Origin of the sequence: Myceligenerans pegani, assembly GCF_014892515.1 — a bacterium.
GTDB lineage: Bacteria > Actinomycetota > Actinomycetes > Actinomycetales > Cellulomonadaceae > Myceligenerans > Myceligenerans pegani.
Genome location: NZ_JADBGR010000054.1, coordinates 57,715 through 83,734 on the forward strand (window position 1 = coordinate 57,715; position 26,020 = coordinate 83,734).

Sequence of the window (26,020 nt, forward strand, 5' to 3'; positions counted from 1 at the left end):
GTCTCCACATAGTCTGACCTGCATGGTTGCACCACCACGCCTGGAACGCCTCACCGTGGACGAGGCCGTCCGCCGCTACCTCGCCGCCGTCGAGATCGACACCGTCCGGGAGGTCCTCTCCCCCGCCACCGCGCGCAGCTACACTCGCGACGTGACGGAGTTCGCGCGGCTGGCCGGGCCCGCCACGGTGCTCGACGACATCAGCGGCTCCGACGTGGACACCATCCTCGTGCGCTACCAGTCCGCGCCCGACGCCCGGTTCACGAACCCGGCAGCCAAGGCCGGCCCCGGCCGGTCCACCTCCACCGTCAACCGCTTCCGCCAGTCGGTCTCACGGTTCTTCTCCCACGCGGCCCGGGAGTGCTGGGTACAGGCCGACCCGATGCAGTGGGCCTCCCCGCCGGCCAGGAGCCGTGAGCCGCTGCGCACCGCCCGGACGGCCCTGTCCGCGGGCGCCGCCCGTTCCCTGCTGTCGGCCGACGACGCCGCCCCGTCCCGCGCCGACCAGGACCTCGCGGCCCGCGACCGCCTCGTCCTCGCGCTGCTCCTCGTCCTCGGCCCGCGTGTCTCCGAGCTGGCGCGGGCCGACCTCGCCGACATCTCCCGGAGCGACGACCACACCACCTGGCGGATCCGCGGCAAGGGCGGCAGCACCCGGACCGTCGCGCTCAGCCCGCCGCTCGCCGAGGCGCTCGACGCCTACCTGACCGGCCTGCGGCCGCGCCTCGCCGCCCGGCGGCCCGACGACGCCGACGCGCAGCGCGCCCTCCTGCTGTCCTGGCGCGGGCGCCGCATCGACACCCAGGCCGTGCGCGGCCTGCTGCGCCGCGCCGTCGACCGCATGCCCTCGCGGGTACGCCGCGAGGCCACCCCGCACGCCCTGCGTCACACCACCGCCACCGTGCTGGTCGCCGAGGGCTGGGACGTCAAAGTCGTCGCGGAGCTCCTCGGGCACGCCTCCATCGCCACCACCGGCGTCTATCTCGACCGGATCGACGGCGAGCTCGCCGCCGCGATCCGGTCCCACCCGCTGGCGGCCGCCATCGAGTGAGATCAAGAGTGAGATCGAGCGAGACGGACAGGTGGCCGGTTGCGGGGCACGGTAAAAGTCCCGCGACCCGACCGGGCTCCCGGTACCGTGAGCTTCGTGCCGTCTCGCAACATCCCCGGACTCACCATCGACGTCGCGCCCGACCTGCTGGGCCGGGCGCGGAAGTTCGCCCTGCGCGCCGGGCTCCTCGCTGCGGCCGTCCCGGTCACCGTGGCCGCCGCGCTGACCGTGACCGACGCGGTCCGTCGTCGCATGCACCCGCTCACGGCCTCCTTCCCCACGGAGAAGCCTCTCACCGAGCACATCGAGGACACCGCCACCACCATCTACACCTACGGCGCCGACCTGTACGACTCCATGCTGGAAGCCATCCACGGCGCCCGGCACACGGTCATGCTCGAGACGTACATCTGGAAGGACGACACCGTCGGCCGGCAGTTCAAGCAGGCCCTCATCGACGCCGCGGCCCGTGGCGTCAAGGTGTACGTCGTGGTCGACGGGTTCGCCAACCTCGTCGTGCCCCAGTCCTTCTTCCGCTTCCCGCCCGACGTGCACGTGCTGCGCTTCCCCGTGTTCCGCCCCGGCATGCTCGCGCTCAACGTCCGCAAGTCCGGCCGCGACCACCGCAAGATCCTCGTCGTGGACGACCGGATCGGCTACGTCGGCGGCTACAACATCGGCTCCATGTACGCCACGCAGTGGCGCGACACCCACATCCGGCTCGAGGGCTCGGCCGTGTGGGAACTACGCAACGCGTTCGTCGACTTCTGGAACCGCCACCGCACCGGCCGCCTGCCGCAGCTGACCGACGTCGGCTCCGAGAGCTGGCTCCCCCACCTCAAGGCCGCGCGCAACGCGCCCTCCGAACTCGTCTTCCCCATCCGCGGCATCTACCTCGACGCGATCGACCGGGCGACCAGCCACGTCTACATCACCCAGGCGTACTTCATCCCCGACCACGACATCCACACCGCGCTGCTCGCCGCCGCGGCGCGCGGCGTCGACATCCGCGTCCTGGTGCCCCACCGCTCCAACCACGTCGTCGCCGACTGGCTCGCCCGCGGCCTGTACACCTCGCTCCTGCGCGGCGGCGTGCGGATCTTCCTCTACCAGGACGCCATGGTCCACGCCAAGACCGCCACCGTCGACGGCCGCTGGACCACGATCGGCACCGCGAACATCGACCGCCTCAGCCTCACCGGGAACTACGAGGTAAATCTTGAGATCGTCGACCCGGCGCTCGCCGCCCGCATGGAGGACGTGTTCCGGCTCGACCTCACCAACGCGCGTGAACTGACCATCGACCAGTGGGAGAGACGTTCGGGGCTCGCAAAGGTCGGGGAGGCCCTCATCTCCCCGCTGCGCCCTCTGCTGTGACGCGCTCTCCGTGACCCGGCGCGCGGGTCGCCGGGTCAGCCCGCGTTGCGCGCCTGGTCGCGCTGCAGGCGCCGGCGGGTGAACTCGTCGTTGCTCCCGGCGAGCGACTCGGCGAGGCCCTCGCCCTGCTCGGTGCCGACGTCGGGTCCGAACGTCTCGGTGGGCAGCTCCGAGAGCGTGCCCTCGATCTCGCGCCACACACGCCCCACGGCGATGCCGAACACGCCCTGCCCGCCCTGGACGAGGTCGACCACCTCGTCGGCGGACATGCACTCGTACACCGACGCGCCGTCGGACATGAGCGTGATCTGCGCGAGGTCGTGGACGCCCCGCTCGCGCAGATGGGTGACAGCGGTGCGGATCTGCTGCAGGGAGACGCCCGTGTCGAGGAGCCGTTTGACGACCTTGAGCACGAGGATGTCGCGGAAGCTGTACAGCCGGTGGGTGCCCGAGCCGGTCGCCGGCTTGATGCTGGGCTCGACGAGGCCGGTGCGCGCCCAGTAGTCGAGCTGCCGGTAGGTGATCCCGGCAACGGTGCACGCCGTGGTCCCGCGGTAGCCGGTGGACGCATCCTGCTCGGTCAGGTCCTCGCCGAAGAGGAGACCCTGAGCGCCGTGCGGGATCGGCTCGCCGGCGGCTCTGACCTCACCATGGGTGTTCACTGTGCCTCCTGGAAAGTCTCATGACCACGCTAGGGCCGCCGATGACGTTCCCGGGCCAACCCGCCCGGCGTGTCGCCGCTGTGTCCTTCGTCGCTCTCCGGGTCGCGGCGCCGGCGACGGTTCACTGGCCCGGCGGACCGGAGAAGTCCTCCGGGCTGACGTGGTCCAGGAAGGCGCGGAACTTCTCCATCTCCTCGCGCTGTTCCACGTCGACGATCTCGACGCCGGCCAGTGCGACGATCTCGGCGGAGCACAGCACAGGGCTGCCGGTGCGCACCGCGAGGGCGATCGCGTCCGAGGCGCGCGAGTCGAGCCGGGCCCCGCCGGAGAGGACCAGCTCGGCGAAGTAGATGCCGCCCTCCAGGGCGACGATCTCGACCCGCTCCAGTTCGACGCCGACCGCGGCGAGCACGTCCCGGAGCAGGTCGTGCGTCATCGGACGGGGTGTGGCGAGGCCGGCCTGCGCCATGGCGATCGCACTGGCCTCGCGCGGGCCGATGACGATCGGGACCGCCAGGTCGGCAGCACTGTCCAGCAGCAGGACCACGATCTCCTGATCGCGCTGCTGCTGTCGGACGCCGAGGATCTCCACGGGAACCATCGGCACGTCGGACGTCACCTTTTCACGGTATGCCGCGCGTCAGAGATCCGCCACACCCTGGCGTACCCAGATCGCGTGCAACCGGGTCAGGAGTTCGCCGATCTCGGCCGCCATGGCGGCGGCCTCGCCGTGGGCGCTCGACGACTGGCGGCCGCGCCAGGGCGCGACGACCTGGTCGGCGAGGGCGACCTGACGGTCGGCCGCGCTGCGCAGCGTACGCAGGTGGCGGGGCTCGATGCCGTGCTCGGACAGCGCCACGGCGATGCGGACGACGTCGACGGACCCGGCACCCAGCATTCCGTGCCCGCTCCGCTCGACGGCACCCACCCGGATCAGGTCGTCGACGAGTTCGGGCGACGCGCCGGCGGCCTCCGCGACCTGCTCGCGGGTCCAGCGCCGGCGGGCGGACGACTCCGCGGGCGCGAGCCGGGGGGCGGGCCGTGCCTCGTCGTCCCCTGCGTCCATCGCGGCCAGCCGCTCCTTGATGACCTTGAGCGGCAGGTAGGAGTCCCGCTGCTCGGTCAGGACATACCGCAGGCGCTCGACGTCGGCCTGGCTGTACTGCCGGTAGCCCGACGGCGTGCGCACCGGCGTGATCAGCCCCTGCTCCTCCAGGAACCGGAGCTTGGAGTGCGACACGTCGCCGAACTCGGGGGCGAGCGCCCGCAGCACGTCGCTGATGCGCATCGTGGCCTGACGCGAGATCCCCCGCGGCCACGGCTCGGTGTCCTGCCCTCGCTCCCGCGCTCCTCTGTCCTGCGTGATGGCTCGCTCGGCCGGCCGCGGGTCGTCCGCGGCGCGGCGGGCGGCCCCTGACCTCACCGCTGCGGCACCCCCGGGAAGGACTGCGCCGACGCCTGCGGGCTGGCGTGGAACGTCAGGCGGAACTTGCCGATCTGCACCTCGTCGCCCGTGGTGAGCCTGGCGCCGTCGATCCGTTCGCGGTTGACGTAGGTGCCGTTCAGCGAGCCGATGTCGCGCACGGTGAACGAGTCGCCCTCGCGCACGAACTCGGCGTGCTTGCGGGAGACCGTGACGTCGTCGAGGAAGATGTCGGCCTGTTCGCTGCGCCCGGCCACGCACCGGTCGGTGTCCAGGAGGAAACGGGCGCCGAAGCCGGGGCCCCGCTGCACGACGAGCAGCGCGGAGTGACGGGGCAGCGCGGCCACGGCCGCGGCCTCCTCGGGGCTGAGGGCGGTCCGTCCCGCGGCGGCGTCGTCCCCGGTCGGGAAGACGATACGGCCGAGATTGGCCGTGGTCGCCGTGGGGTCGGGGCCCGGATGAGGCTGGCCACTGGGGTCGGTCATCGGGTCTCCTCGGTGTGGGGAACGGGTTCGGACGTCTCGCCGGTGTGGCGCCGGGCGGCGGCACGGGTGCTGTCACGTGCGGGTTCACGGGTAGCCCGGTCCGAACCAACCTACATGGCACCGGCCTGGATCGGCTACTCTTCGCTCGGTTCCGCGTGCTCGGGATCGGCCGGCGTGCGGGTCGCGTCGACGACGACGTGCTCCCGCCGGGTCACCTCCGCGACCGCCCCGGCATCGCGCAGCGTGGGCAGCGCGCCGCCCGGGATCTCCAGGGCACGGTCCACGGTCTCGGGGTCGCCGATCGCGATCCACGTGTACGGCGGCTCGAGCAGATGGCCGTCCAGGAGGATGCGGGGCCGTTCGTCGATCGTCTCCTCGAAGTGGCTGCTCGTGACGATCCTCACGTCGTTGACCTGCTGGGCCTCGACGCCGGCGTTGCGCAGCTCCTCGAGCATGTTGAACATGCTCGCCGCCGTGACCGTCCCCGGCCCGGCCTGGATCTCGACGACGACTCCGGGGCCCTCGGCCGGCAGGCGGCCGGACAGGATGCCCTCGTACTCGGCACGCTGTTCGGCCAGCTCGCGTGCCGCCCGGTCCTGGCCATCGGCCGAGAGCAGGTCGTCACGCACCCGGGTGAGGTTGGCGACCTCGTCGTCGAGCTGCTCGCCGCGCTGGGTCACCTCGTCGAGCAGGCGGACGAGCTCGTCCTGCCGCAGCGAGGCGAGCTGGTCCCCGGTGGACTGCGCCACCTGCACCGCGAGCGCGAACCCGAACGCGACACACAGGGCGGCGGCGATGTACTCCGCACGCCGGTTGCGCGGCCGGAACACCTGCCACAGCCGCCGGACGCCTCCGGTGGGCGCGGGGCGTGCGCCGTCGTCGCCGGCGTCCCTGTCGCCCTCGTCGTCCTGGGGTGCCGGGGCTGTCACGGCCGCCGCCTCCGCGCCCTCGGCGGGCCGCACCGGTCCCTCGGCGTGTTCCGCCGCCAGGTCGGGAGCCGGGTCGCGGGCCGTCGCGAGGTCGTCGGACCGTTCTCGCGTCCCGTCGTCCGCGGGCGGGGCCGGCTCGGCGTCGTGCGGCTCCCCCGCGTCGTCGGCAGGCGGTTCGGGGTGGTCATGGTGCGAGGCCCCGGGCCCGGCGCCGTGCGCGTCGGCATCCTCGGCCGCGGCGTTCTCGGCCTCGGCGTTCTCGGGCCGGATCTCTTCGGGGACGCTTTCCCGGGGAAGGGCCTTCTCCGGAAGGGTCTCGTCGGCCCCGGTGCCTTCGTCCGCGGCGTCCTGGGGCCGGGTGTCCTCGGCTCCGGAGTCCTCGGGGCGGGCGCGCTCCGGCCCGCTCGTCGCCGGGGTCTCCTCGCGTGGCGCGGTCCAGGGGACGTCGTCCCGCTCCGGGGCCGGCCCGTCGTGGTGGTGCTCGTCGCTCATGTTCAGGCCTTGAAGATGTTGCGCCGGATGGAGGCGGCGTTGGAGAAGATCCGGATGCCGAGCACGACCACGACGGCGGTGGACAGCTGCGAGCCGACGCCGAGCTGGTCGCCGAGGAACACGATGAACGCGGCGATGAGGATGTTGAAGAGGAAGGAGGTGAGGAACACCCGGTCGTCGAACATTCCTTCCAGGGCGGCGCGCAGGCCGCCGGCCAGGGCGTCGAGCGCGGCGACGACGGCGATCGGCAGGTAGGGCTGCAACGCCACCGGCACGGTGGGCTGCAGGATGAGGCCGGCGACGACGCCGACCACGAGGCCGATGACTGGGATCATGCTCCGTCCTTCGCTGTGTCGTCCTGGTCGTTCTGGTTGTTCTGGTCGTTCTGATCCGGCACCGCAGCCCAGCGCAGGGTCTGGGGCCGGCCGGCGGGCAGGTGCAGTTCCTCGGCGCTCTCCAGGCCCGACTCGATGCCTTGCGTGCCGAGCACCTGCAGGAAGGCGGGACCGCTGGACCGGGCCCACTCGACCTGGAGCTTCTCCGGGTCCCCGATCGCCTCGACCCGGTAGGACGGCCCGTTGAGGGGCTGCAGGTCGACGAGGATCGCGTCGCCGGCGCTGCGGATGGCGCTGACGGCGGTGAGGCGCTCGCCGCCGACGGCGATCGCCTCCGCGCCCGACGCCCACAGGGCGTTCACCACGAACTGCAGGTCGGTGTCCCACACGCGCTGGTCGCTCTCGTCGTCCGCGAGCCCGCCGTCGGACAGGGTGATCACGATGCCGGGGCCGCTGACGGCGGTGCTGCCGTTGGCGAGCTTGTCGAGGTCGTTGGTCTCGCGCAGGGAGCTGGGCAGGGTGCCCGCGCGCTCCAGCTCGTCGACCTCGGCGGCGAGCGCGACGGACCGGTCGGTGAGGTCCTCGAGCTGCAGGCTGCGCTCGACGACCTGGTCGGCGAGCACGGAGCGGGCCTGGGTGGCGGCGGGCTGCGGGGCGCGCAGGTGGACGACGGCGACGGTCACGACCAGGCCGAGCCCGACGGCCACGAGCATGGCGGTCACGAGGGCGGGGACGCGTGGTTCGGTGGGCAGGCCGGCCGCGGCGCGCTCGGCCCGGCGTCTCGCGGCGGCCGCGTACCCGGGGTCGAGCGGGCGTCTCATGACCTCGTTGAGGAGGGTCATCGAGGCGTCGGGAGGGCGCCGGGTCCCGGGCGACGCGCCGTTCGTGCCGTCTCCTCGTGCGTCTCCTCGTGCTCCGCTCCGGGGACGCGCCTCGTTCCTCGGCCCGTGCCCTCCGCTGTGCCGCTCGTCGGTGCTCATCCGCGGACCGCCAGTCGGCGCACCTGTGCCAGGTACTGCAATCCGGCGAACCAGTACAGGGCGACGCCCCACCAGGTGAAGGCCCAGCCGACGACGTGCGCCGTGGCGCCCACCGCGCCACCCGCCTCGGCGAGCAGGAGCAGCGGGAACGCGTACAGGAGCGCGAAGGTCGCGACCTTGCCGGCCTGGCTGACGTTGAGGGTGCCGTAGCCGAGGCGGGCGAGCACGGGGACGGTGAGCGCGAGCACGAGGTCCCGGGCGAGGATCGCCGCCACCAGCCAGAGCGGCACGATCTCGCGCCAGGCGAGGCCGAGCAGGGTGACGAAGATGAAGAGGCGGTCGGCGAGCGGGTCGAGCATCTGCCCGAGACGGCTGACCTGGTGCAGCGACCGGGCGAGTACGCCGTCGAGCCAGTCGGTGACGCCCGAGACGGCCAGCACCACCAGTGCCCAGACGTCCTCGTGCGCGACGATCAGGATCGCGAAGACGGGAACGAGCGCCAGCCGCACGAAGCTGACGGCGTTGGGCACGGTGAGAACGCGCGAGCTGATCTCCTGTCCCCTGGACACATACACCGCCTCATGCCTGCCGTTCTTCCCGTGCGCGCCATACTACGGGCCGATCGTTGCGGATCCGCACAGGGTCTCCGGGCGCGTCCCGGCCCGGAACCGGGCCGGGGGCGGGGTCGTGGTGCCGCACGTCACGCCGTGCCCGTCTGGCCTGGGCCGGTGCCCTCCGCGTAGGATGGTGCCCGATCCCCCTGGAGTTGGTCGCCTTTCTGCGCGTGTCGGCGTGAGTCGCCGGAGCGAGTGTGTGTTCGCCGAGTGAGCGGCCGGGACCGGGCGCCGTAGCGCCACGAGTCCGGACTCCCTCTCGACGACGAACGGTTCGATACCCCCATGCCCGTTGCTGCCCTGACCATCCCTGCGCCCGGAACCCCCGACGTTCCCGCGACCGGCGCCGTGAGCGACCCGGTGCCCGGCCCGATGACCGAGCCCGCGCCCGCCGCCACGACCGACGACACCACGACCGACTCCGCAACCAGCTCTGCGACCGACTCCACGCCCGCCGCCACCGCGACCGGGGCGGAGCAGCGGTTCGACGAGCTCCCCCTGCCCGCCGAGCTCCTGGCCGCGACGCGCGACCTGGGCTTCTCCACGCCGTCGGACATCCAGGCCGCCGCCATCCCGCCGCTGCTGGACGGGCGCGACATCACCGGCGTCGCCCAGACCGGCACCGGCAAGACCGCCGCGTTCGGCCTGCCGCTGCTGGCCGCCGTCGACCCGGAGGCCGACGTCGCCCGCGGGCGTGTGCAGGCGCTCGTCCTCGCCCCCACGCGCGAGCTGGCCATGCAGGTCGCCGACGCCATCGAGTCCTTCGCCGCGCACCTGCCCGGCGTCCGGGTGCTGCCCGTGTACGGCGGCGCCCCCTACATGCCCCAGCAGCGGGCGCTGCGCGACGGCGTGCATGTCGTGGTCGGCACCCCCGGCCGCGTCATGGACCACATGGAGCGCGGGTCGCTCGTGCTCGACGACGTGAGGTTCCTCGTCCTGGACGAGGCCGACGAGATGCTGCGCATGGGCTTCGCCGAGGACGTCGAGCAGATCTTCTCCACCGCGCCCGCCGAGCGGCAGGTCGCCCTGTTCTCCGCGACCATGCCCCCGGCGATCCGCAAGGTCGCCGACCAGCACCTGACCGACCCGGTCGAGATCGCCGTCACCCGGCAGTCCTCCACCGTCACCTCCGTCCGCCAGACGTACGCCGTCGTCCCCTTCCGGCACAAGACCGGCTCCCTCGTGCGCGTCCTGGCCACCTCCGACGCCGAGGCCGCCATCGTGTTCACCCGTACCCGCGGCGCCGCCGAGGACGTGGGCTCCGCGCTCCTGGAGCGCGGCATCTCCGCCGCGACCATCTCCGGCGACGTCGCGCAGAAGGACCGCGAGAAGATCGTCGAGCGGCTGCGCTCCGGCGCCCTGGACGTCCTGGTCGCCACCGACGTCGCCGCCCGCGGCCTCGACGTCGACCGCATCGGCCTCGTCGTGAACTTCGACCTGCCGCGCGAGCCCGAGGCCTACGTGCACCGCATCGGCCGCACGGGCCGAGCCGGCCGCACCGGCGAGGCCCTCACGTTCGTCACCCCGCAGGAGCGCAGCCTCCTGCGCCGTATCGAGCGCACCATCCGCACCCGTCTCGACGAGGTCGACATCCCGTCCCCGCGCGACGTGTCCGCGCACAAGTTCACCACCCTCCTGAAGCAGGTCCCCGTCCGGCGCGACGCCGGCCGGCTGGACCTGTACGCGGACATGCTGCGCACCTACCTCGCCGAGAACACGCGGCGGGCCGGGGCCGCCGTCGCCGACGCGACGGACGCCACGGACACCGTGGCCGGCGACGCGACGGCACCGTCCACGGAAAGCACCTCCACGGACACGGGCACAGCCACGGACACGCCCGCGGCAGCCACCGGCGTCCCCGACGAGGAACTCCTCCAGATCGCCGCGGCGATCGCGGCGATGGCCGTCGGCGACGACGGGCCGCGGCTGCGTGCGGAGCAGGAGGAGTACGAGCGCGAGCGGGCGCAGGCCAGGTCGGCCGCGACGCGCCGCACCACGCACGAGGCCGAGCGGCACGACCGTTCGGGCGAGCGCACCGGGCACCGGGACCGTCCGGCCCGCGGGCCGCGTGACCACGGCCGGCAGGGCACGAGGTACCGCCTCGCCGTGGGGCACACGCACGGCGTGAACCCGGGCGGCATCGTGGGCGCCCTGACGAACGAGGGCGGGCTCACCGGGTCCGACGTCGGCAAGATCGACATCTTCGGGTCGTTCTCCCTGGTCGACATCAGCGCCCCGCTCGACGAGCCGACCATGGACCGGCTCGGCCGCGCCCGTGTGGCCGGCAGGGCGCTGCGCATCCAGGTGGACCGGGGTGCCCCGGCCCGCCGCGAGCGGTTCGACGGTGGCGACGGGTTCGACGGTGACCGGCCGCGCGGCTTCAGCCGTCGCGACGGTGGCCGGGATCGGGGTCAGCGGCCTCACCGTGCTCGGCGATGAGGTCGACGAGGCGTCGCGCCTCGTTCATGCCGTGCTCGCCGTCAGCCCGCTGGACGGCCATGACGGCGAGCACGCTGCCGTCGGCCAGGTCGAGATGGACCCACGGGTCCCCTGACCCGAACCGCACCGCGACGATCTCGGCCCAGGCCAGCCGCCGTCGTCGGACGTAGTTCACGACCGTCAGGCCCTTCGGGTCCGGTTCGGCGCGCACGGCGGCGAACCGGACCGTGAGCAGGGCGAAGAACAGCCCGATCACGATGGTGGACACGCGGTTGACCGCGCTCTCGGCGCCCGGGCCCTCCGCGACCAGCGCGATGAACACGCACCCGATCGCCAGGGCCACTCCCATGGACCATGCCGTCGGCGTGGTGAACCGGCCGCGGAACGTGCGGTAGGGGTCCGGGCCCGGCGGGTGGTCGGGCTCGCCCGGGTGCTCGTCGTCGTCCGCCGGGTTGCTCACGTGCGGTCTCCTCGGAGTGTGTCCGTGAACTGGCCTGCCAGTCCGTCCCCGAGCCTATCCGGCGGGAGCGCCCCGGTGCGCGTCGGTCACATCCGGCTGGCGTGGATCGACGTCACGATGATCGCGCGTGCGCCGATGTCGTGCAGGGCGTCCATCACCCGGTTGGTGTCGCCGCGCGGCACCATGACCCGCACCGCCGACGCGTCGCGGTGGTGCTGCGGCGAGACCGTCGGGGACTCGAAGCCGGGCGTGATCCGCACGGCCTGCTCCAGCAGCTCGTTCGGCACCACGTAGTCCATCAGGACGTAGGAGCGGGCCGTGATGACGCCCTCCAGGCGGCGCGTCAGCGTCCGCACGCCGGGCGGCGCCACGGCGCCGGCCTGCCGGATCAGGACGGCCTCGCTCGTGAGGATCGGTTCGCCGAAGACCTCCAGGCCCGCTGCCTTGAGCGTGCTGCCGGTCTCCACGACGTCGGCGATGAGGTCGGCGACGCCGAGCCCGACGGAGCTCTCCACGGCACCGTCCAGGTGCACGACCTCGGCCGGCTCGACTCCCTGCTTGGCCAGGTGGTCGGCGACGAGCGTCGTGTACGACGACGCCACCCGGCGCCTCGCGATGTCGCCCACCTCGCGCATCGTCCCGGCGGGCGCGGCGAACCGGAACGTGGACCTCGCGAACCCGAGGGCGAGATGCTCGACGGCGTCCGCCCCGGAGTCCAGCAGCAGGTCACGACCGGTGATCCCGGCGTGCACGGTACCGGCGCCGACGTACACGGCCACGTCCCGGGGACGCAGGAAGAAGAACTCGCACCCGTTCTCCGGGTCGGCGAGGACCAGCTCACGGCTCGAGCGGCGCTGCCGGTACCCGGCCTCGCGCAACATCTCGGACGCGGGCTCGGACAGGGAGCCCTTGTTGGGGACGGCGATTCGCAGCATGTCTGTAGTTTCCTTGTCAGGCGTGCGGTGGACCGGCGAGCAGGCTCGCCGGTCCCCGCTTTCCTTCTCGGACGTCGGGGTGATCCGGGCGCGGGTCGCGGCACCCGGCGGGCCGGCCGCGGCGGCCGGGCCCGCTCGGTGCCGTCCCGCTACAGATGCGCGTACACGTCCTCGAGGGTGAGCCCCTTGGCGAGCATGATCACCTGCAGGTGATACAGCAGCTGCGCGATCTCCTCGGCCGCGGCCTCGTCCGACTCGTACTCCGCGGCCATCCACACCTCGGCCGCCTCCTCCACCACCTTCTTGCCGATGGCATGGACCCCGGCGTCCAGCTGCGCCACGGTGCCCGACCCGGCCGGACGGGTCGCAGCCTTCTCGGAGAGCTCGGCGAACAGGGACTCGAAGGTCTTCACATCCGGAGAGCCTAGTTCCTCGAGGACCGCGCGGGCGCCGCCGTCTCACCATCCGCGCCCCCGGCGGCGGGCGCGGCGAAGGCGTCCCGCAGCGTCGCCGCGGTGGTGACGGCGGCCTCGACCGCCTCGCGGCCCTTGTCCTCCCGGCTGCCCGGCAGCCCCGCCCGGTCCAGCGCCTGCTGTTCGTCGTCACACGTCAGCAGGCCGAACCCGACCGGGACACCGGTGCGCACGCTCACGTCCGTGAGGCCGCTCGTGGCCGCCTGGCACACGTAGTCGAAGTGCGGCGTGCCACCGCGGATCACCACACCGAGCGCCACGACGGCGTCGGGACGGCGCACACCGCCGTCGGCGGGCGGCATCGCGGCACGGGCCGCGGCGACCGGCAGCTCGAACGAGCCCGGCACCCGGATCTCGGTCCACTCCGCCCCGGACTCCCGCAGCGCCCGCCGCGCCCCGTCCAGCAGCCCGTCCATCACCCGCGTGTGCCAGCTCGCCGCGACCACCACCACGTGCAGCCCGCGGCCGTCCACCGTCAGCGCCGGCGCTCCCGCTCCGCTCATCGTGCCACCTCCAGCAGATGTCCCATCCGATCCCGCTTCGTGCTCAGGTACGCCGCGTTGTGCGGCCCGGCGCCCACCTGCAGCGGCCGCCGCCCCACGACGTCGATCCCCTCCGCCTGCAGCCCCGAGGTCTTCGCCGGGTTGTTCGTCAGCAGTTCCACCCGGCCGATCCCCAGGTCGCCCAGGATCGCCGCCGCCGCACCGTACTCGCGCGCGTCCACGGGCAGGCCCAGCGACGAGTTCGCGTCCACCGTGTCCAGCCCGCCGTCCTGCAGCGCGTAGGCCGCGATCTTGTCCGCCAGCCCGATACCCCGGCCCTCGTGCCCCCGCAGGTACACCACCGCGCCCGCCCGGCCCTCCGCGGCCGCCGCCGACACCGCCTCCAGCGACGCCGCCAGCTGCGGACCGCAGTCGCACCGCAGCGAACCCAGCGCGTCACCCGTCAGGCACTCCGAGTGCATACGCACCAGCGCGGGACGCGCCTCGGCGTCCGCCCCGGGGCCGGCGTCCGCCAGGCCGGTCACGCCGTGCGCTGTGTCGGGAACTGTGTCGGGAACTGTGTCGGGAGCTGTCGCGTCGGGCACGAGCCCCAGGTGCTCGGCGCCCGTGACGGTGTCGCGGTAGGACGTGACGCGGAACGTGCCGTGCACCGTGGGCAGCAGCGCCTCGGCGACACGGACGACGCGGGGCCTGTCCGGCGGCGTGTCGCCACCGGGGGTCGTCGCCGCCTCGCCGGCCGGTTCGCCGAGGCGCTGCTGCCCACGGTGCTCGGCGATGTCCGACACCGTCACGAGCACCAGCCCCTCGGCCTCGGCGAGCCGGAGCGCGTCGTCGTAGCGCAGCATCGCGCCGTCGTCGGCGACGAGCTCGGCGATTCCCGCGACCGCGCCGGTACCCGTGTCGAGGCCGGCGAGCCGCACCAGGTCGACGGAGGCCTCCGTGTGGCCGGGGCGCTCGGCGACCCCGCCGGGGCGGGCCCGCAGCGGGAGCACGTGGCCGGGGCGGATGAGGTCGGCGGCCGTGCTCGCGGGGTCGGCGAGCGTGCGCAGCGTCAGGGCGCGGTCGGCCGCGCTGATCCCGGTGCCGACGCCGCGCGCGTCCACCGACACGGTGTACGCGGTGCGGCGCGGGTCCTCGCCGTTCTCCCACATCAGCGGGAGGCCGAGCGCGTCGGCGCGGTCGGCGGGCATCGGAGCGCACAGGTAGCCGGAGGTGTGCCGGACCGTCCAGGCGACCCACTCGGTGGTGGCGTGGACGGCCGCCAGGACGACGTCGACCTCGTTCTCGCGGGACGCGTCGTCCGCGACGAGGACGGGCCGCCCGGCGCGCAGCGCCTCCAGGGCGTGGGCGACGGTGTGTTCGATGTGCTCGGAGCTCCCGGGCCGCCGGTCGTCGGCGGGCGGCCCGGTGCGGATGGTCCGGTCGGGGACGACGGCGGTCATGCCCGCACCTCCAGGTTCGGGACGGAAGCGTCCGCGGCGGACCGCGCTCCGGCGGCCGTCAGGAGCCGCTCGGTGTACTTGGCGAGGACGTCGACCTCGACGTTCACGGCCGAGCCCGGCGCGAGCTCGCCGAGGTTCGTGGCCTCCAGCGTGGTGGGGATGAGGGACACGCCGAACGTGCCCTGCCCGTCGCCCCGTGCCTGCCCGGCGGGTCCGGCGTCGTGCGCGGCCGGGTCGGAGACGTGCGTGACCGTCAGGGAGACACCGTTGAGCGCGATGGAGCCCTTCTCGGCGACGTAGCGCAGGAGCGCGGGCTCGCCCGCGAACGTGAGCTCGTCCCAGCGAGGGCCGGGCCGGCGCTCCACGAGGGTGGCCGTGCCGTCGACGTGCCCCTGCACGACGTGCCCGCCGAGGCGGCCGTTCGCGGGCAGCGCGCGCTCGAGGTTGACGCGTGCGGCCGGGTTCAGGGCGCCGAGGGTGCTGCGGCGCAGGGTCTCGGGCATGACCTCGAAGGCGAGGGTGTGCTCGGAACCGGTGGTCGCGTCGTCGGACACGTCGGTGACGGTCAGGCAGACGCCGTCGACGGCGATGGAGTCACCGAGTCGCGCGTCGGACGCGGCCAGGGGTGCGACGACGGTGAGGATCGCGTCGGTGCCCGCCTCGTCGGGATGGACGAGGGATCGGACGGTGCCGGTCTCCTCGACGATGCCGGTGAACATCTGCGGTTTCCCTCCCAGAGCTCCGGTGCTCCGGGGGTTCGCCGAGGATGCCGGTCGGCCGGGCCGGGAGCGCAATCCCGGACGGCGTCGCGGACGCTCGTGCCCGGCCACGACGGTGGACCCACCCCCGCGGAGGGGTGCGCCGGACGCCGCGGCCGTACGTGCTTCCTCCCATCCGGACTTTCACCGTCGGCCCTGGAATTCCACCAGGTCAACCGGCCTGCCGTGAGGCAGGGCGCGGGTCGCGGGCTGTCACCGCCGGTTCGGAATTGCACCGACCCCGGAGCACGTAGTTGCGTACTGCTTGCACCAGCAAGCATGCCACAGCCCACCGCCGCCCCGGGAGTGTCGTTCGTCTCAGTGGAGATGGCGGGAGGCGAGGGCGCGGAGGGTGGCGATTTCCTGCGCGACGTCGTCGGCGCCGTAGACCGCTGAGCCGGCGACGAACACGTTGGCGCCGGCGTCGGCGGCGCGGTCGATCGTGTCGCGGGAGATGCCGCCGTCGACCTGCACCCACACGTCCAGGCCGGACTCGCCGATGGCCTGCCGGGCGCGCCGGATCTTGGGCAGCGTGCCCTCGATGAACGACTGGCCGCCGAACCCGGGCTCGACCGTCATCACGAGGATCATGTCGACCTCGGACAGCAGGTCGAGGAACGGCTCGACGGGTGTCGCGGGCCGCAGCGCGACGCCCGCGCGCGAGCCGAGGCGCCGCAGTTCCCGGGCGAGCCGCACGGGCGCCTGGGCGGCCTCGGCGTGGAACGTCACCGACGCGGCGCCGGCCTCGGCGTAGGCGGGCGCCCAGCGGTCGGGATCCTCGATCATCAGGTGCGCGTCGACGGGCACCGGCGACACCTTGGTGAGTCGCTCGAACACGGGCAGGCCGAGGGTCAGGTTGGGCACGAAGTGGTTGTCCATCACGTCCACGTGCGCGAAATCGGCGTCGGCGATGCGCTGCAGCTCGCTCTCCAGGTTCATGAAGTCGGCCGACAGGATGCTCGGTGCGATGAGGGCGCTCATGCGGCCAAGCCTATGGCGGGCGCGGGAACGCGACGTGACGGTGCAGGGGCGCGGCGGGGCAGGCCCCCCGCTCCAGCGGCCTGCCTGCGTCCGACGTCCGCGCGCGGACTACCCGCCGGGATCCCCGGCACGGCACAATCCCGTGTCGTGACAGAACTCCTGGGGATCTCGCCGCTCGAGGCGGGGGCCGTCGTGCTGGCGACGGTGGGCATGTACGCGGCGCTCGTGGTGCTGGTGCGGCTGCTCGGACAGCGCATGCTGGCCGGGCTGTCGGCCTTCGACCTCGCGGCGATCATCGGGATCGGCTCGATCATGGGCCGCGCCGCCCTGGGCGAGGCTCCCCGGCTCGCGGGCGGCGTCCTGGCGCTCGCGACCCTGGCGGCGTGCCAGCTCGTGACGAGCCGCATCCGCGGCTGGGGGGCCCGTGCGATCACCACCCGGCCGGTGGTGCTGATGGCGGGGCCCGAGGTCGTGGAGCGCAATCTGCGGCGCTGCCGCATCGCCCGGCACGAGCTGGCGGGCCGGCTGCGGCAGGCCGGGATCCGCAACACGGACGAGGTCGCGATGGCGGTGCTGGAGCCGTCGGGCACCATCAGCGTCGTCCGCCGTGGCGAACCGGTCTCCCCGTTCCTGCTCGACGGCGTGGACGGCGCGGAGCTCGTCCCGGACGCGGTGCGCGCCAGGACGACGGCGTAGGCCGGTCAGCGCCTGCGCAGCAAGGTCAGGTGCATCGCGTCCGTGCCGTGGACGTGGGGCCAGAGCTGGACGTCGTCGCGGGCCGAGTCGCCGGACGGCAGCGGGAGGTCCGGCGTCGTCCCATCCGGCGCGGTGCGCAGCACGGAGCGCACCGCCTGCGGCGTGTCCAGGCGTTCGACGTCGTCGCGCCTGCGCAGCACGTCCGTGACCACGAGCTGCGTCTCGGCCAGCACCGGGGAGCACGTCACGTAGGCGACCACTCCCCCGGGCCGGACAGCGTCGAGCGCGGAGCCCAGGAGCTCGCGCTGCAGCCCGGTGAGGGTCGCGAGGTCCGCGGGCGTGCGGCGCCAGCGGGACTCGGGGCGGCGGCGCAGCGCGCCCAGGCCGGTGCAGGGCGCGTCCACGAGCACCCGGTCGTAGGCGCCGGGCTCGTCGGTGCCGACGTCGCGGCCGTCGCCGATACGTACCTCCTCCACGACGCCGTCCGGGATCGCCGCCAGGGCCCGCTCCACGAGGCGGGCGCGGTGCGGCTGGATCTCGTTGGCGACGAGCGTCGCCTCCCGCTGCGCGGCCAGCGCCGCGAGCAGCGCGGACTTGCCGCCCGGGCCGGCGCACAGGTCGAGCCAGCGCTCGGGCCGGCCACCGGCCGTCTCGCCCAGCGGCACGCCCGCCAGCGCGAGGGTGACGAGCTGGGATCCCTCGTCCTGCACGCCTGCGCGCCCGTCGCGCACGGCGGGGACCGTGCCGGGGTCGTTGCCGTCGAGCACGAGCGCGGTGGGCGCCCAGCGGCCCGGGACGAGGTCGGCGTCGTGCCAGGCGTCGTCGTCGGACACGTCGGCCAGGCCCGGCCGCGCGACCAGCGTCACACGCGGCGCCGCGTTGTCGGCGGCGAGGAGGGCGCCGATCTCGCCCGGGTCCCGGCCGTGACCGGCCAGCGCCTCGCGCAGCGAGCGCGCGATCCACAGCGGGTGGGACTCCACCGCGGCGAGCGCGGCCAGCTCGTCCGCGGCCCCCGCCGTGATCCGCTCCAGCCACTCCTGCGGGCCCGCCTCCGAGACGCGGCGCAGCACCGCGTTGACGAACTGCGCCGGGCCGGTGCCCACGTTCCCTCGCGCCAGTGCGACGGTCTCCGACACGGCGGCGTGGGACGGCACGCGCATCCCGAGCAGTTGGTGCGTGCCCAGGCGCAGCACGTCGAGCACCGCGGGGTCGAGCTCGTCCAGCGGCCGGTCCACGCAGTCGGCCAGGATCGCGTCGTAGCGGCCGCGCATGCGCAGCGTGCCGTAGGTCAGCTCGGTCGCGAACCCGGCGTCGCGGCCGCGGATGCGGCGGTCGGCGAGCAGGGGCGGCAGGACGAGGTTGGCGTAGGCGTCGGACTCGTCGACCTCGCGCAGCACGTCGAAGGCGGCGGTGCGTGCGGGGTCGGTGCGCTTGGCGCGTTGCCCGGGCGCCTGCCGGGAGGCGGACCGCTCGCCCCGGGACCGGGCGGCCGACCGCTGCCGTCCGCGCGAGTCGCGGCGGTCGTCCTCGCGGTCGGGACGACGGCGGTCCTGGTGGCGGTCGTGGTGGTGCCGGCCGTGTCCGGCTCCGCCTGCGCCGTGCTGCCCGCCGTTCACGCCCGGACCTCCGATCCGCCCAGGACGAGCCCGGCGTCGATCAGCGCGCGCCCGGCCCCGCGCGCCCAGTCCGGGGCCGGCATGGGCTTCTTTCCCGGTGGCCGGACCTCGCCGAGTGCGACGGCGTGGGTGGCGGTGCCGGCCAGGACGCGCTTCTTCTCGGCGCGGACCCGGCCGGGCTCGAGGTCGGTGATCTCCGGGACGAGGGTGACCGGGCCGAGGCCGAGGCGCGCGGCTGCGCCCGGCACGCCACCGCCGTCGTCGGGCAGCGTGGTCCATGCGCCGGGTGCGGGGGTGCAGCCGCGGATCCTGCGGTCGATCGCGAGGGCGGGCACGTCCCAGCGGATCTCCGCGTCGGCGGGGGTGAGCTTGGGGGCGACGGAGACGCCGTCGGCGGGCTGGGGTCGCGGGGAGAGGCTGCCGTCCTCGAGGGCGTCGAGGGTGCGGACCAGCAGTTCGGCGCCGGAGTCGGCGAGGCGGTGCAGCAGGTCGCCGGCGGTGTCGGTGGGCCGGATCGATTCGGTGGTGGTGCCGAGCACGGGGCCGGTGTCCATGCCCTCGTCGAGGAGGAAGGTGGTGGCGCCGGTCACCTCGTCGCCGGCGATGACGGCGTGCTGCACGGGCGCGGCGCCGCGCCAGGCGGGCAGCACGGAGAAGTGCAGGTTGACCCAGCCCAGGCGCGGGACGGCGAGGACGTCGGGCCGCAGGAGGTGCCCGTAGGCGACCACGGGTGCGGCGTCGACGTCCAGGTCGCGGAGCGTGGTGAGGAACTCCGCACCGCGCGGCTGGTCGGTGAGGACGGGGACGCCGGCTTCCTCGGCCCGGACCCGAACGGGGCTGGGGGTCAGCTTCCTGCCCCGGCCCGACGGCGCGTCGGCGCGGGTCAGCACGGCCACCACCTCGTGTCGGGAGGCGATCAGCGCCTCGAGCGAGGCGACGGCGGGTTCGGGGGTTCCGGCAAACAGGAGGCGCACCGGAACAGTCTAGGTGCGGGCGAAACGCGGCGCCGCGGGTAGGGCGAGCGCCGGCCGGTCAGACCGCGACGCCCAGCGCTCGCAGGTGCCGGCGTGTCGCGTCGGTGTCGGTGAAGCGGATCGCGTGGAAGCCGCAGCTGCGGGCGGCGTCGATGTTCTCCTGCTTGTCGTCGACGAAGACGGCGCGCGCCGGATCGACGTCGAACCGGCGGGCGAGGAGCTCGTAGATGCGCTCGTCCGGTTTCGCGAGCCCGACGCGGCCGGACACGACGACGCCGTCGAGCAGCCCGATCGCGGGGGCGGCGGGCTCGGCGTGCCGGAACGTCTCGGCGGACCAGTTCGTCAGCCCGTACAGGCGCAGTCCGAGGGCGGCGAGGTCCTTCACGAGGGTCTCGGAGCCGGGGACGGGTCCGGTGAGGGTGTCGGCGTAGTGGTCGACGTAGGCGGTCAGGTCGGCGGCCCGGTGCGGGTGGGTGCGCTCGAGCTGGGCGACGATGTCCGCGAAGGGCCGCCCGGCGTCGGCCTCGTGGTTGAGGGCGGCGAACCCGATTTCGTCGAAGAACGCGTCGACGTCGGCCGCGGTCCAGGCGCGGCCGGACGCGTCGGTGTGGTTCGCGTAGGCGGCGTAGGGGTCCCAGCCGACCAGGACGTTCCCGAAGTCGAGGACGACGGTCTCGATGATGACGCCCTGCCAGGTTGCGTCGTGGGTGGTTGCGTCGTGCCCGGTCGCGTCATGGGTGGTGCCGCTGCGGGGCGTGGCGGGGTTCTCGGTCGGGTTCCGGCTCACAGCATCTCCTCGGGGTCCATCCTGGTGCGGGCAATGCCGCGTTCTCGCCTCGCCGATCGTACGGCCATCGAGGCGCGCAGCCGCCGCGCGAGCTCGTCGCCCTGGTCGAGCGGCACGCGCAGCACGGTCCGCACGGGACGGGCCACGTCGAGCGCGTCCTGCGCGCCGGCCGGCGCGGTCCGGTCGCCCTTCGGCGCCCCGGTGCCGCCGCGGCGGGCGGGCGAGGGCTCGTCGATCTCGACGGGGCCCAGCACGTTCTCCCCCATCAGACCGACGCGTTCGACGACGGCCGCGACGGCCTCCCGGTCGCCGGTGACGGCGGCGACCCGGACGGCGGGCGGCAGGCCGAGTGCGGCGCGTTCATCGAGCTCGCGGGCGGCGAACCCGCCGGGGTCCCAGCGCACGAGGGCCTGGCTGGGGCCGGGGGCGCCGTCGCCGACGAGCAGCACCTGGCCGTCGGGCCGGGCCAGGGCGGCGGCGGCGAGCCAGCGGCCCAGCGCCTCGGTCCCGGCGGCCAGGTGCGTGCCGCCGGACATGACCGCGGCGTCGAGCAGCAGCACGGCGGTGTAGCCGCCCCTGGCGACGGGTTCGGCGCCGGGGGTGGCGACGACCAGTGCGGGGGCGCCCGGCAGGGTGTCGACCACGCCGGAGGGCGCGGAGGCCGCCGAGAGCCGTACCGGGACGCCGGTGAACGCGCGGCCGAGTTCCTCGGCGGTGCGGGCGGACCCGACGCGCACGGACCGCAGCCCGGTCCATCCGCACTCGGGGCACGACCAGCCGCCGGCCATCCGGCCGCACCAGGTGCACTGCGGGGACGCGTCGGCACGCGGCAGGCCGAGCGGGCCGTGGCAGGCCTCGCAGCGGGCGGCGGTGCGGCAGCGGGCACAGGCCACGACGGGCAGGTAGCCGCCGCGAGGCACCTGGACGAGCACCGGGCCGTGCCGGAGGGCCTCGCGCGCGACACGCCAGGCCACGGACGGCAGGCGGGCGGCGGCCGCGGCGCCGTCACGGGCGAGCTCGACCGACGTCAGCGCCCGCACGCGAGGCGTGTAGGCGCGCAGGGTGTCGCGGGCGGGGGCGAGCTCGCGTGCCCACCCGGTGGCGAGCAGCGCCTGGGCCTGGACGGTGCGGCCGGGCGCGCCGAGCAGGAACGCGGCGCCGGCCTGCGTGGCGCGGATCGCAAGGACGTCACGTGCGTGCGGGTAGGGGGCGTGCGGCTCGGCGAGCGTCTCCTCGCCGTCGCCCCACAGCACCACCAGCCCCAGGTCCCGCACCGGCGCGAACATGGCCGCCCGGGTGCCGACCACGACGGGCGCGTGGCGGCGCAGGGCGGCGAGGTAGGCGCGGTAGCGGGGCGCGGGGCCGTCGTCGGCGATGAGTCGCACGTGCCCGCCGGGCCCGGCGGGGATGCCCGCCGCGTCCAGGGCGGCGCGGACGCGGGCGACGTCGCGCGCGTCCGGGACGACGACGAGCGCTCCCCTGCCGCCGGCGACGCACGCGGTGACGGCGGCCGCCACGGCCGTCGCCCAGCGCGGCACGGGCGTGCCCGCCGGGCCGGGCGCGTCCGTGCCGCTGGTGTCCGCGTCGCCGGCGGGACGGGTGTCGTCCACGCCGGGCAGTGCGGACCACACGGCGCGCGGCGCGTCCCCGCCCAGCACGCGCCGCAGGAACGCCTCTCCGCCCTGGTAGGGAGCCCAGGCCGAGGTGCCCGTGCCGCCGGGGTCGGTCGACCAGTCCCCGGCAAACCACTCCGCTGCCGGGACGTCCGGCTCCTCGCCGTCTGCCTCGCCGTCACTGCCGCTGTGACTGCCGCCGGGGTCGTCGTCGCCGGTCTCGCCGTCGTCGCTGCCGTCGTCGGTGGAGTCGTCGTGGCGGCCGGGTGGGGTGACCGGGGCCTCCTGCTCCACGCGGGCGTGGCGCGGCGGCACGGCCAGCCGCAGCACGTCGGCGAGCGTCCCGCCGTACCGGGCGGCCACCGCCCGGCACAGTTCCAGGACCTGTGCGGTCAGCACCCGTTCGCCGGACACGACGCGCTTCAGGGGCACGAGCCGCCCCTCGTGGTCGCTCTGCGCGAGCCGGGCGAGGACGAACCCGCTCACCTCCTGCCGCCCGAACCGCGCCTTGATGCGTACGCCCGGCTGCGCGTCCTCGTCCATGGATGCCGGGACGAGGTAGTCGTACGGCTGGTCCAGGTGCGCGGGCTGCAGGTCCAGGGCGACGCGCGCCACCGGCAGGGTCGCGGCGATCGGCACGCCGCCGGCCTCGCTCGTCGCCTTCCCTGCCGCCTTCCCCGCGGTGTTTCCGGCTGCCTTCCCGCCGGACCGCGCGCCCTCGCCCGGGGCCGCCGGCACGGCGGCCCCGCCGAGCCCGGGAAGCACGTCCTGATCCACGGGTGCTATCCCACCACGAGTGACGGACACGGACGAGGGCCGCCGCGGCGCGCGCCGACCCGGGGACGCGGCCGCCACCGGACGACGGCCGGAACCGGCGTCGCGGATCACACCGCCGCGCGCAGTGCCTCCACCCGGTCCGTGCGCTCCCACGTGAAGCCCGGCAGGTCCCGGCCGAAGTGCCCGTAGGCGGCGGTGCGGCGGTAGATGGGGCGCAGCAGGTCCAGGTCGCGCGTGATCGCGGCCGGCCGCAGGTCGAACACCTCACGGATCGCGGCCTCGATGCGCGCGGGCGGCACGGTCTCGGTGCCGAACGTCTCCACGTACAGGCCCACCGGGTGCGCCTTGCCGATCGCGTACGCCACCTGCACCTCGCACCGGCGCGCGAGCCCGGCGGCGACCACGTTCTTCGCCACCCACCGCATCGCGTACGCGGCCGACCGGTCCACCTTCGACGGGTCCTTGCCGGAGAACGCCCCGCCGCCGTGCCGCGCCATGCCGCCGTAGGTGTCCACGATGATCTTGCGGCCCGTCAGGCCCGCGTCACCCTGCGGCCCGCCGACGACGAACTTGCCGGTGGGGTTCACGATCAGGCGGGCGTCGGCCACCCGCAGGCCGGACTCGGCCGCGGCAGCGGCCAGCACCGGCCCGATCACCTTCTCCGCGATCTCGCGGGTGAGCTTCTCCTGGACGACGTCCGGGTCGTGCTGCGTGGACAGCACCACCGTGTCCACCGCCACCGCGCGATCGCCGTCGTACCCGATGGTGACCTGCGTCTTGCCGTCCGGCCGCAGCCCCAGCAGCTCCCCCGACTTGCGCACCGCGGCCAGCCGCTCCGAGAGCCGGTGCGCCAGCCACACCGGCAACGGCATCAGCGAGGCCGTCTCGTCCGACGCGTAGCCGAACATCAGCCCCTGGTCGCCCGCACCCTGCGCGTCCAGCGGATCCCTCTCGAGCCCTGGTCCGGACGAGTCGTCCCGGCCCTCCAGCGACTTGTCCACGCCCTGCGCGATGTCCGGACTCTGCTGACCGATCGACACCGACACGCCGCACGAGTCCGCGTCGAACCCGATCGCGCTGGACGTGTACCCGATCTCCCGCACCACGTCCCGCACGATCTGCGGGATCTCGACGTAGGCCTCGGTGGTCACCTCGCCCGCCACGTGCACGAGCCCGGTGGTCACCATCGTCTCCACCGCGACCCGCGAGGCGGGATCCTGCTCGAGCAGGGCGTCCAGGATCGCGTCGGAGATCTGATCGCACACCTTGTCCGGGTGCCCCTCGGTCACGGACTCCGAGGTGAACAGACGCAGATCACTCATGGACACCAGACTACGGTCTCAGCACGCGAATGCCGACATCCGAGGGATGAGACACCGCTCACCCGCGGGCCGCCGGCCCTGTGAGCTCCGCCCACGCCCTCCGGGCCGTGTCTCAGGGCCGTGTCTTCAGGACCGCGTCCCACACGGCGTCGGCCACGACGCGCTTCGACCCGGCGGCCCGCGTCACGACCTCGCCCGCCCCGTCCAGCACGGTCACCTCGTTCGATGCCGCACCGAACCCCCGGTCCCGTCCCACCGCGTTCACCACCAGCAGGTCGGCGCCCTTGCGCCGCGCCTTCTCGCGTCCGTGCTGCAGCACGTCCCCGGCCGCGTCCCCGGTCTCCGCGGCGAAACCCACCACGACCTGGCCCGCGTGGCGGCGCTCGCGGGCCAGTCCCGCGAGGATGTCCGGGTTCTCCACGAGGCGGATCGGTTCGGGCGGCCGGCCGGGCACCTTCTTGATCTTCGCGTCCGGGGTGTTCTCGGGGCGGAAGTCGGCGACGGCGGCGGCCATCACCACGACGTCGGCGGTGGTGGCGGCCGCGTGCACGGCGTCGGCCAGTTCCGCGGTGGAGCCCACGTGGACGACGGCGACACCGTCCGCGGACTCTGCCGCGCCGGGTCCCTCCGCGCGGTTCGCGGCCGGGAGGTCCCGCAGGACGGAGTCGTCGACGTTGGCGGCCACAAGGGTGACGCGGGCGCCGCGCGCGGCGGCGGCGGCCGCCAGGGCCACGCCCTGCCTGCCGCTGGACCGGTTGCCGATGAAGCGTACGGGGTCGATGGGCTCGCGGGTGCCGCCGGCGGAGACGACGACGTGCCTCCCGGCCAGGTCGCGCGTCGCGGCGACGCTCAGGCTGTGGTCTCCCGCGTCGCCGGGCTCCGCCGCCGGGGCACTCGTTCCTCGCGCTCCGCCGTCTTCGCCACGCCTTCCGGCGACGCTCAGGGCTTGGCGCGCGATGTCCTCGGGCTCGGGCAGGCGCCCGGGGCCGCTGTCCTTGCCGGTGAGCCGGCCGCTGGCGGGCTCGATGACGTGCACGCCGCGCTCGCGGAGGGTGGCGACGTTGGCGCGGGTGGCCGGGTGCTCCCACATCTCGGTGTGCATGGCGGGGGCCATGACCACGGGGCAGCGGGCGGCCAGCAGGGTGCTGGTGAGCAGGTCGTCGGCGCGGCCGGCCGCGGCGCGCGCGATCAGGTCGGCGGTGGCGGGTGCGACGACGATCAGGTCGGCGCCCTGTCCGAGGGCGACGTGCTGCACGCCGGGGACGTCGTCGAACACCTCAGTGGTCACGGGCTCGCCGGACAGCGCCTCGAAGGTGGGCGCGCCGACGAACCGCAGTGCCGCCTCGGTGGGGATGACGCGGACCGCGTGTCCTTGTTCGCGCAGCAGGCGCAGCAGGAGGACGGCCTTGTAGGCGGCGATGCCGCCGCTGACGCCCAGCAGGATCCGCATGCGTGGCCTCGGTGTGTCGGGCTCGGGTGGCCGGGGTGCCGGCGGCTCAGCCCGGGAACTCGGGCAGCGCCTGGGCCGCCTCGGCCTCGGCCTGCTTGCGCGCCTCCACCTCGGCGGGGTCGACCTCCTCGATGGTCAGGAGGCCCTGGTTGATCTCGCGCATCGCGATGGACAGGGGCTTCTCCTGGTTGCGCGCCTCGACGAGGGGGCCGACGTTCTCCAGCAGGCCCTCGTTGAGCTGGGAGTAGTACGCGTTGATCTGGCGGGCCCGCTTGGAGGCGTACAGCACGAGGCCGTACTTCGACTCGGTGTGGGCGAGCAGTTCGTCGATCGGCGGGTCGGTGATGCCCTCGGGCCGTGCGACGGATCCAGCCATGATGCAGCTCCAGGAAGTTCGGGGGTTACGGGGAAAAGTCCGCGGGCCAGTCTACCTGCCCGCACGACCG

General features: G+C 74.4%; 26 protein-coding genes and 1 riboswitch. Of the genes, 4 read left to right on the top strand and 22 right to left on the bottom strand.

Annotated elements, in window-relative coordinates:
- Positions 1–22 precede the first annotated feature (22 nt).
- Both IIE03_RS04365 and IIE03_RS04370 read left to right on the top strand, forming a co-directional pair.
- Positions 23–1,051: a tyrosine-type recombinase/integrase gene (locus tag IIE03_RS04365; protein WP_192861529.1), complete on the top strand. Its 1,029-nt coding sequence runs from the start codon at positions 23–25 to the stop codon at positions 1,049–1,051.
- A 96-nt stretch (positions 1,052–1,147) separates the two neighbouring features.
- Positions 1,148–2,428 carry a phospholipase D-like domain-containing protein gene (locus tag IIE03_RS04370; protein ID WP_318842793.1) on the top strand — a complete coding sequence of 427 codons (1,281 nt, stop codon included), beginning with the start codon at positions 1,148–1,150 and terminating at the stop codon, positions 2,426–2,428.
- Positions 2,429–2,463: 35 nt separating this feature from the next.
- On the opposite strand, the gene IIE03_RS04375 is transcribed toward IIE03_RS04370, so the two are convergent.
- The 8 genes from IIE03_RS04375 to IIE03_RS04410 form a co-directional block, all read right to left on the bottom strand.
- A complete protein-coding gene (locus tag IIE03_RS04375) occupies positions 2,464–3,090 on the bottom strand; it encodes a MerR family transcriptional regulator (RefSeq protein ID WP_192861530.1) in 627 nt (208 codons plus the stop codon).
- Between the two features lie 121 nt (positions 3,091–3,211).
- Positions 3,212–3,691, bottom strand: coding sequence for a bifunctional nuclease family protein (locus IIE03_RS04380; protein WP_192861599.1), 480 nt, complete (start codon positions 3,689–3,691; stop codon positions 3,212–3,214).
- 39 nt (positions 3,692–3,730) lie between these two features.
- The gene (gene ftsR / locus IIE03_RS04385; RefSeq protein WP_318842794.1) at positions 3,731–4,513 is read right to left on the bottom strand and encodes a transcriptional regulator FtsR; all 783 of its coding nucleotides are present in this window, start codon (positions 4,511–4,513) and stop codon (positions 3,731–3,733) included.
- The gene (locus IIE03_RS04390) at positions 4,510–4,998 is read right to left on the bottom strand and encodes an FHA domain-containing protein (RefSeq protein ID WP_192861531.1); all 489 of its coding nucleotides are present in this window, start codon (positions 4,996–4,998) and stop codon (positions 4,510–4,512) included. Before IIE03_RS04390 ends, ftsR begins: the two co-directional genes overlap by 4 nt.
- Before the next feature lie 134 nt (positions 4,999–5,132).
- On the bottom strand, positions 5,133–6,419 hold the full coding sequence (locus IIE03_RS04395) for a DUF881 domain-containing protein (RefSeq protein ID WP_225997236.1): 1,287 nt from the start codon (positions 6,417–6,419) through the stop codon (positions 5,133–5,135).
- Between the two features lie 2 nt (positions 6,420–6,421).
- A complete protein-coding gene (locus IIE03_RS04400; RefSeq protein WP_123814609.1) occupies positions 6,422–6,754 on the bottom strand; it encodes a small basic family protein in 333 nt (110 codons plus the stop codon).
- Positions 6,751–7,575, bottom strand: a complete 825-nt coding sequence (locus tag IIE03_RS04405; protein WP_192861532.1) for a DUF881 domain-containing protein — start codon at positions 7,573–7,575, stop codon at positions 6,751–6,753. Before IIE03_RS04405 ends, IIE03_RS04400 begins: the two co-directional genes overlap by 4 nt.
- Before the next feature lie 155 nt (positions 7,576–7,730).
- Positions 7,731–8,303, bottom strand: coding sequence for a CDP-alcohol phosphatidyltransferase family protein (locus tag IIE03_RS04410; protein ID WP_192861533.1), 573 nt, complete (start codon positions 8,301–8,303; stop codon positions 7,731–7,733).
- Between the two features lie 330 nt (positions 8,304–8,633).
- Here IIE03_RS04410 and IIE03_RS04415 point away from each other — a divergent pair, with 330 nt between their 5' ends.
- Entirely contained in the window at positions 8,634–10,787 is a 2,154-nt protein-coding gene (locus IIE03_RS04415; RefSeq protein ID WP_225997237.1) for a DEAD/DEAH box helicase, read from the top strand.
- Here the strand turns inward: IIE03_RS04415 and IIE03_RS04420 are convergent.
- From IIE03_RS04420 to rpe, 7 genes are all read right to left on the bottom strand, one after another.
- The gene (locus IIE03_RS04420) at positions 10,729–11,247 is read right to left on the bottom strand and encodes a PH domain-containing protein (RefSeq protein ID WP_318842795.1); all 519 of its coding nucleotides are present in this window, start codon (positions 11,245–11,247) and stop codon (positions 10,729–10,731) included. The genes IIE03_RS04415 and IIE03_RS04420 overlap by 59 nt on opposite strands.
- An 86-nt stretch (positions 11,248–11,333) precedes the next feature.
- Complete coding sequence (gene hisG, locus IIE03_RS04425) at positions 11,334–12,182, bottom strand: ATP phosphoribosyltransferase (RefSeq protein WP_192861534.1); 849 nt, start codon at positions 12,180–12,182, stop codon at positions 11,334–11,336.
- A gap of 149 nt (positions 12,183–12,331) precedes the next feature.
- The gene (locus IIE03_RS04430; protein WP_192861535.1) at positions 12,332–12,595 is read right to left on the bottom strand and encodes a phosphoribosyl-ATP diphosphatase; all 264 of its coding nucleotides are present in this window, start codon (positions 12,593–12,595) and stop codon (positions 12,332–12,334) included.
- A gap of 11 nt (positions 12,596–12,606) precedes the next feature.
- Positions 12,607–13,158, bottom strand: coding sequence for a 6,7-dimethyl-8-ribityllumazine synthase (gene ribH, locus IIE03_RS04435; protein WP_192861536.1), 552 nt, complete (start codon positions 13,156–13,158; stop codon positions 12,607–12,609).
- Positions 13,155–14,600, bottom strand: a complete 1,446-nt coding sequence (gene ribB, locus IIE03_RS04440; protein ID WP_192861537.1) for a 3,4-dihydroxy-2-butanone-4-phosphate synthase — start codon at positions 14,598–14,600, stop codon at positions 13,155–13,157. The genes ribH and ribB overlap by 4 nt, the downstream gene beginning before the upstream one ends.
- Positions 14,597–15,319 carry a riboflavin synthase gene (locus IIE03_RS04445; RefSeq protein WP_192861538.1) on the bottom strand — a complete coding sequence of 241 codons (723 nt, stop codon included), beginning with the start codon at positions 15,317–15,319 and terminating at the stop codon, positions 14,597–14,599. The genes ribB and IIE03_RS04445 overlap by 4 nt, the downstream gene beginning before the upstream one ends.
- 157 nt (positions 15,320–15,476) lie before the next feature.
- Positions 15,477–15,612: riboswitch (FMN riboswitch) on the bottom strand.
- 64 nt (positions 15,613–15,676) lie between these two features.
- On the bottom strand, positions 15,677–16,339 hold the full coding sequence (gene rpe / locus IIE03_RS04450; RefSeq protein WP_192861539.1) for a ribulose-phosphate 3-epimerase: 663 nt from the start codon (positions 16,337–16,339) through the stop codon (positions 15,677–15,679).
- 147 nt (positions 16,340–16,486) lie between these two features.
- On the opposite strand from rpe, the gene IIE03_RS04455 reads away from it, so the two are divergent.
- A complete protein-coding gene (locus IIE03_RS04455) occupies positions 16,487–17,035 on the top strand; it encodes a DUF421 domain-containing protein (RefSeq protein WP_318842796.1) in 549 nt (182 codons plus the stop codon).
- A gap of 5 nt (positions 17,036–17,040) precedes the next feature.
- Here IIE03_RS04455 and IIE03_RS04460 read toward each other — a convergent pair whose 3' ends face one another.
- From IIE03_RS04460 to rpoZ, 7 genes are all read right to left on the bottom strand, one after another.
- On the bottom strand, positions 17,041–18,651 hold the full coding sequence (locus tag IIE03_RS04460; protein WP_192861540.1) for an RsmB/NOP family class I SAM-dependent RNA methyltransferase: 1,611 nt from the start codon (positions 18,649–18,651) through the stop codon (positions 17,041–17,043).
- The gene (gene fmt / locus IIE03_RS04465; RefSeq protein WP_192861541.1) at positions 18,648–19,625 is read right to left on the bottom strand and encodes a methionyl-tRNA formyltransferase; all 978 of its coding nucleotides are present in this window, start codon (positions 19,623–19,625) and stop codon (positions 18,648–18,650) included. The genes IIE03_RS04460 and fmt overlap by 4 nt, the downstream gene beginning before the upstream one ends.
- A gap of 58 nt (positions 19,626–19,683) precedes the next feature.
- Positions 19,684–20,412, bottom strand: a complete 729-nt coding sequence (locus tag IIE03_RS04470) for an HAD family hydrolase (RefSeq protein WP_318842797.1) — start codon at positions 20,410–20,412, stop codon at positions 19,684–19,686.
- On the bottom strand, positions 20,409–22,802 hold the full coding sequence (locus tag IIE03_RS04475) for a primosomal protein N' (RefSeq protein WP_318842798.1): 2,394 nt from the start codon (positions 22,800–22,802) through the stop codon (positions 20,409–20,411). Before IIE03_RS04475 ends, IIE03_RS04470 begins: the two co-directional genes overlap by 4 nt.
- A 107-nt stretch (positions 22,803–22,909) precedes the next feature.
- Positions 22,910–24,124 (bottom strand): methionine adenosyltransferase, encoded by a 1,215-nt coding sequence (gene metK, locus IIE03_RS04480; RefSeq protein WP_192861542.1) that lies wholly within the window; start codon positions 24,122–24,124, stop codon positions 22,910–22,912.
- Between the two features lie 112 nt (positions 24,125–24,236).
- Positions 24,237–25,574, bottom strand: coding sequence for a bifunctional phosphopantothenoylcysteine decarboxylase/phosphopantothenate synthase (locus IIE03_RS04485; RefSeq protein ID WP_192861543.1), 1,338 nt, complete (start codon positions 25,572–25,574; stop codon positions 24,237–24,239).
- A 46-nt stretch (positions 25,575–25,620) separates the two neighbouring features.
- Positions 25,621–25,950: a DNA-directed RNA polymerase subunit omega gene (gene rpoZ, locus IIE03_RS04490; RefSeq protein ID WP_192861544.1), complete on the bottom strand. Its 330-nt coding sequence runs from the start codon at positions 25,948–25,950 to the stop codon at positions 25,621–25,623.
- Between the last annotated feature and the right edge of the window lie 70 nt (positions 25,951–26,020).

Coding starts and splice junctions, on each gene's coding strand:
- IIE03_RS04365 (WP_192861529.1), top strand. CDS start 23: ATGGTTGCACCACCACGCCTGGAACGCCTCACCGTGGACGAGGCCGTC.
- IIE03_RS04380 (WP_192861599.1), bottom strand. CDS start 3,691: ATGGTTCCCGTGGAGATCCTCGGCGTCCGACAGCAGCAGCGCGATCAG.
- IIE03_RS04390 (WP_192861531.1), bottom strand. CDS start 4,998: ATGACCGACCCCAGTGGCCAGCCTCATCCGGGCCCCGACCCCACGGCG.
- IIE03_RS04395 (WP_225997236.1), bottom strand. CDS start 6,419: ATGAGCGACGAGCACCACCACGACGGGCCGGCCCCGGAGCGGGACGAC.
- IIE03_RS04400 (WP_123814609.1), bottom strand. CDS start 6,754: ATGATCCCAGTCATCGGCCTCGTGGTCGGCGTCGTCGCCGGCCTCATC.
- IIE03_RS04405 (WP_192861532.1), bottom strand. CDS start 7,575: ATGAGACGCCCGCTCGACCCCGGGTACGCGGCCGCCGCGAGACGCCGG.
- IIE03_RS04415 (WP_225997237.1), top strand. CDS start 8,634: ATGCCCGTTGCTGCCCTGACCATCCCTGCGCCCGGAACCCCCGACGTT.
- hisG (WP_192861534.1), bottom strand. CDS start 12,182: ATGCTGCGAATCGCCGTCCCCAACAAGGGCTCCCTGTCCGAGCCCGCG.
- ribH (WP_192861536.1), bottom strand. CDS start 13,158: ATGAGCGGAGCGGGAGCGCCGGCGCTGACGGTGGACGGCCGCGGGCTG.
- ribB (WP_192861537.1), bottom strand. CDS start 14,600: ATGACCGCCGTCGTCCCCGACCGGACCATCCGCACCGGGCCGCCCGCC.
- IIE03_RS04445 (WP_192861538.1), bottom strand. CDS start 15,319: ATGTTCACCGGCATCGTCGAGGAGACCGGCACCGTCCGATCCCTCGTC.
- rpe (WP_192861539.1), bottom strand. CDS start 16,339: ATGAGCGCCCTCATCGCACCGAGCATCCTGTCGGCCGACTTCATGAAC.
- metK (WP_192861542.1), bottom strand. CDS start 24,124: ATGAGTGATCTGCGTCTGTTCACCTCGGAGTCCGTGACCGAGGGGCAC.
- IIE03_RS04485 (WP_192861543.1), bottom strand. CDS start 25,574: ATGCGGATCCTGCTGGGCGTCAGCGGCGGCATCGCCGCCTACAAGGCC.
- rpoZ (WP_192861544.1), bottom strand. CDS start 25,950: ATGGCTGGATCCGTCGCACGGCCCGAGGGCATCACCGACCCGCCGATC.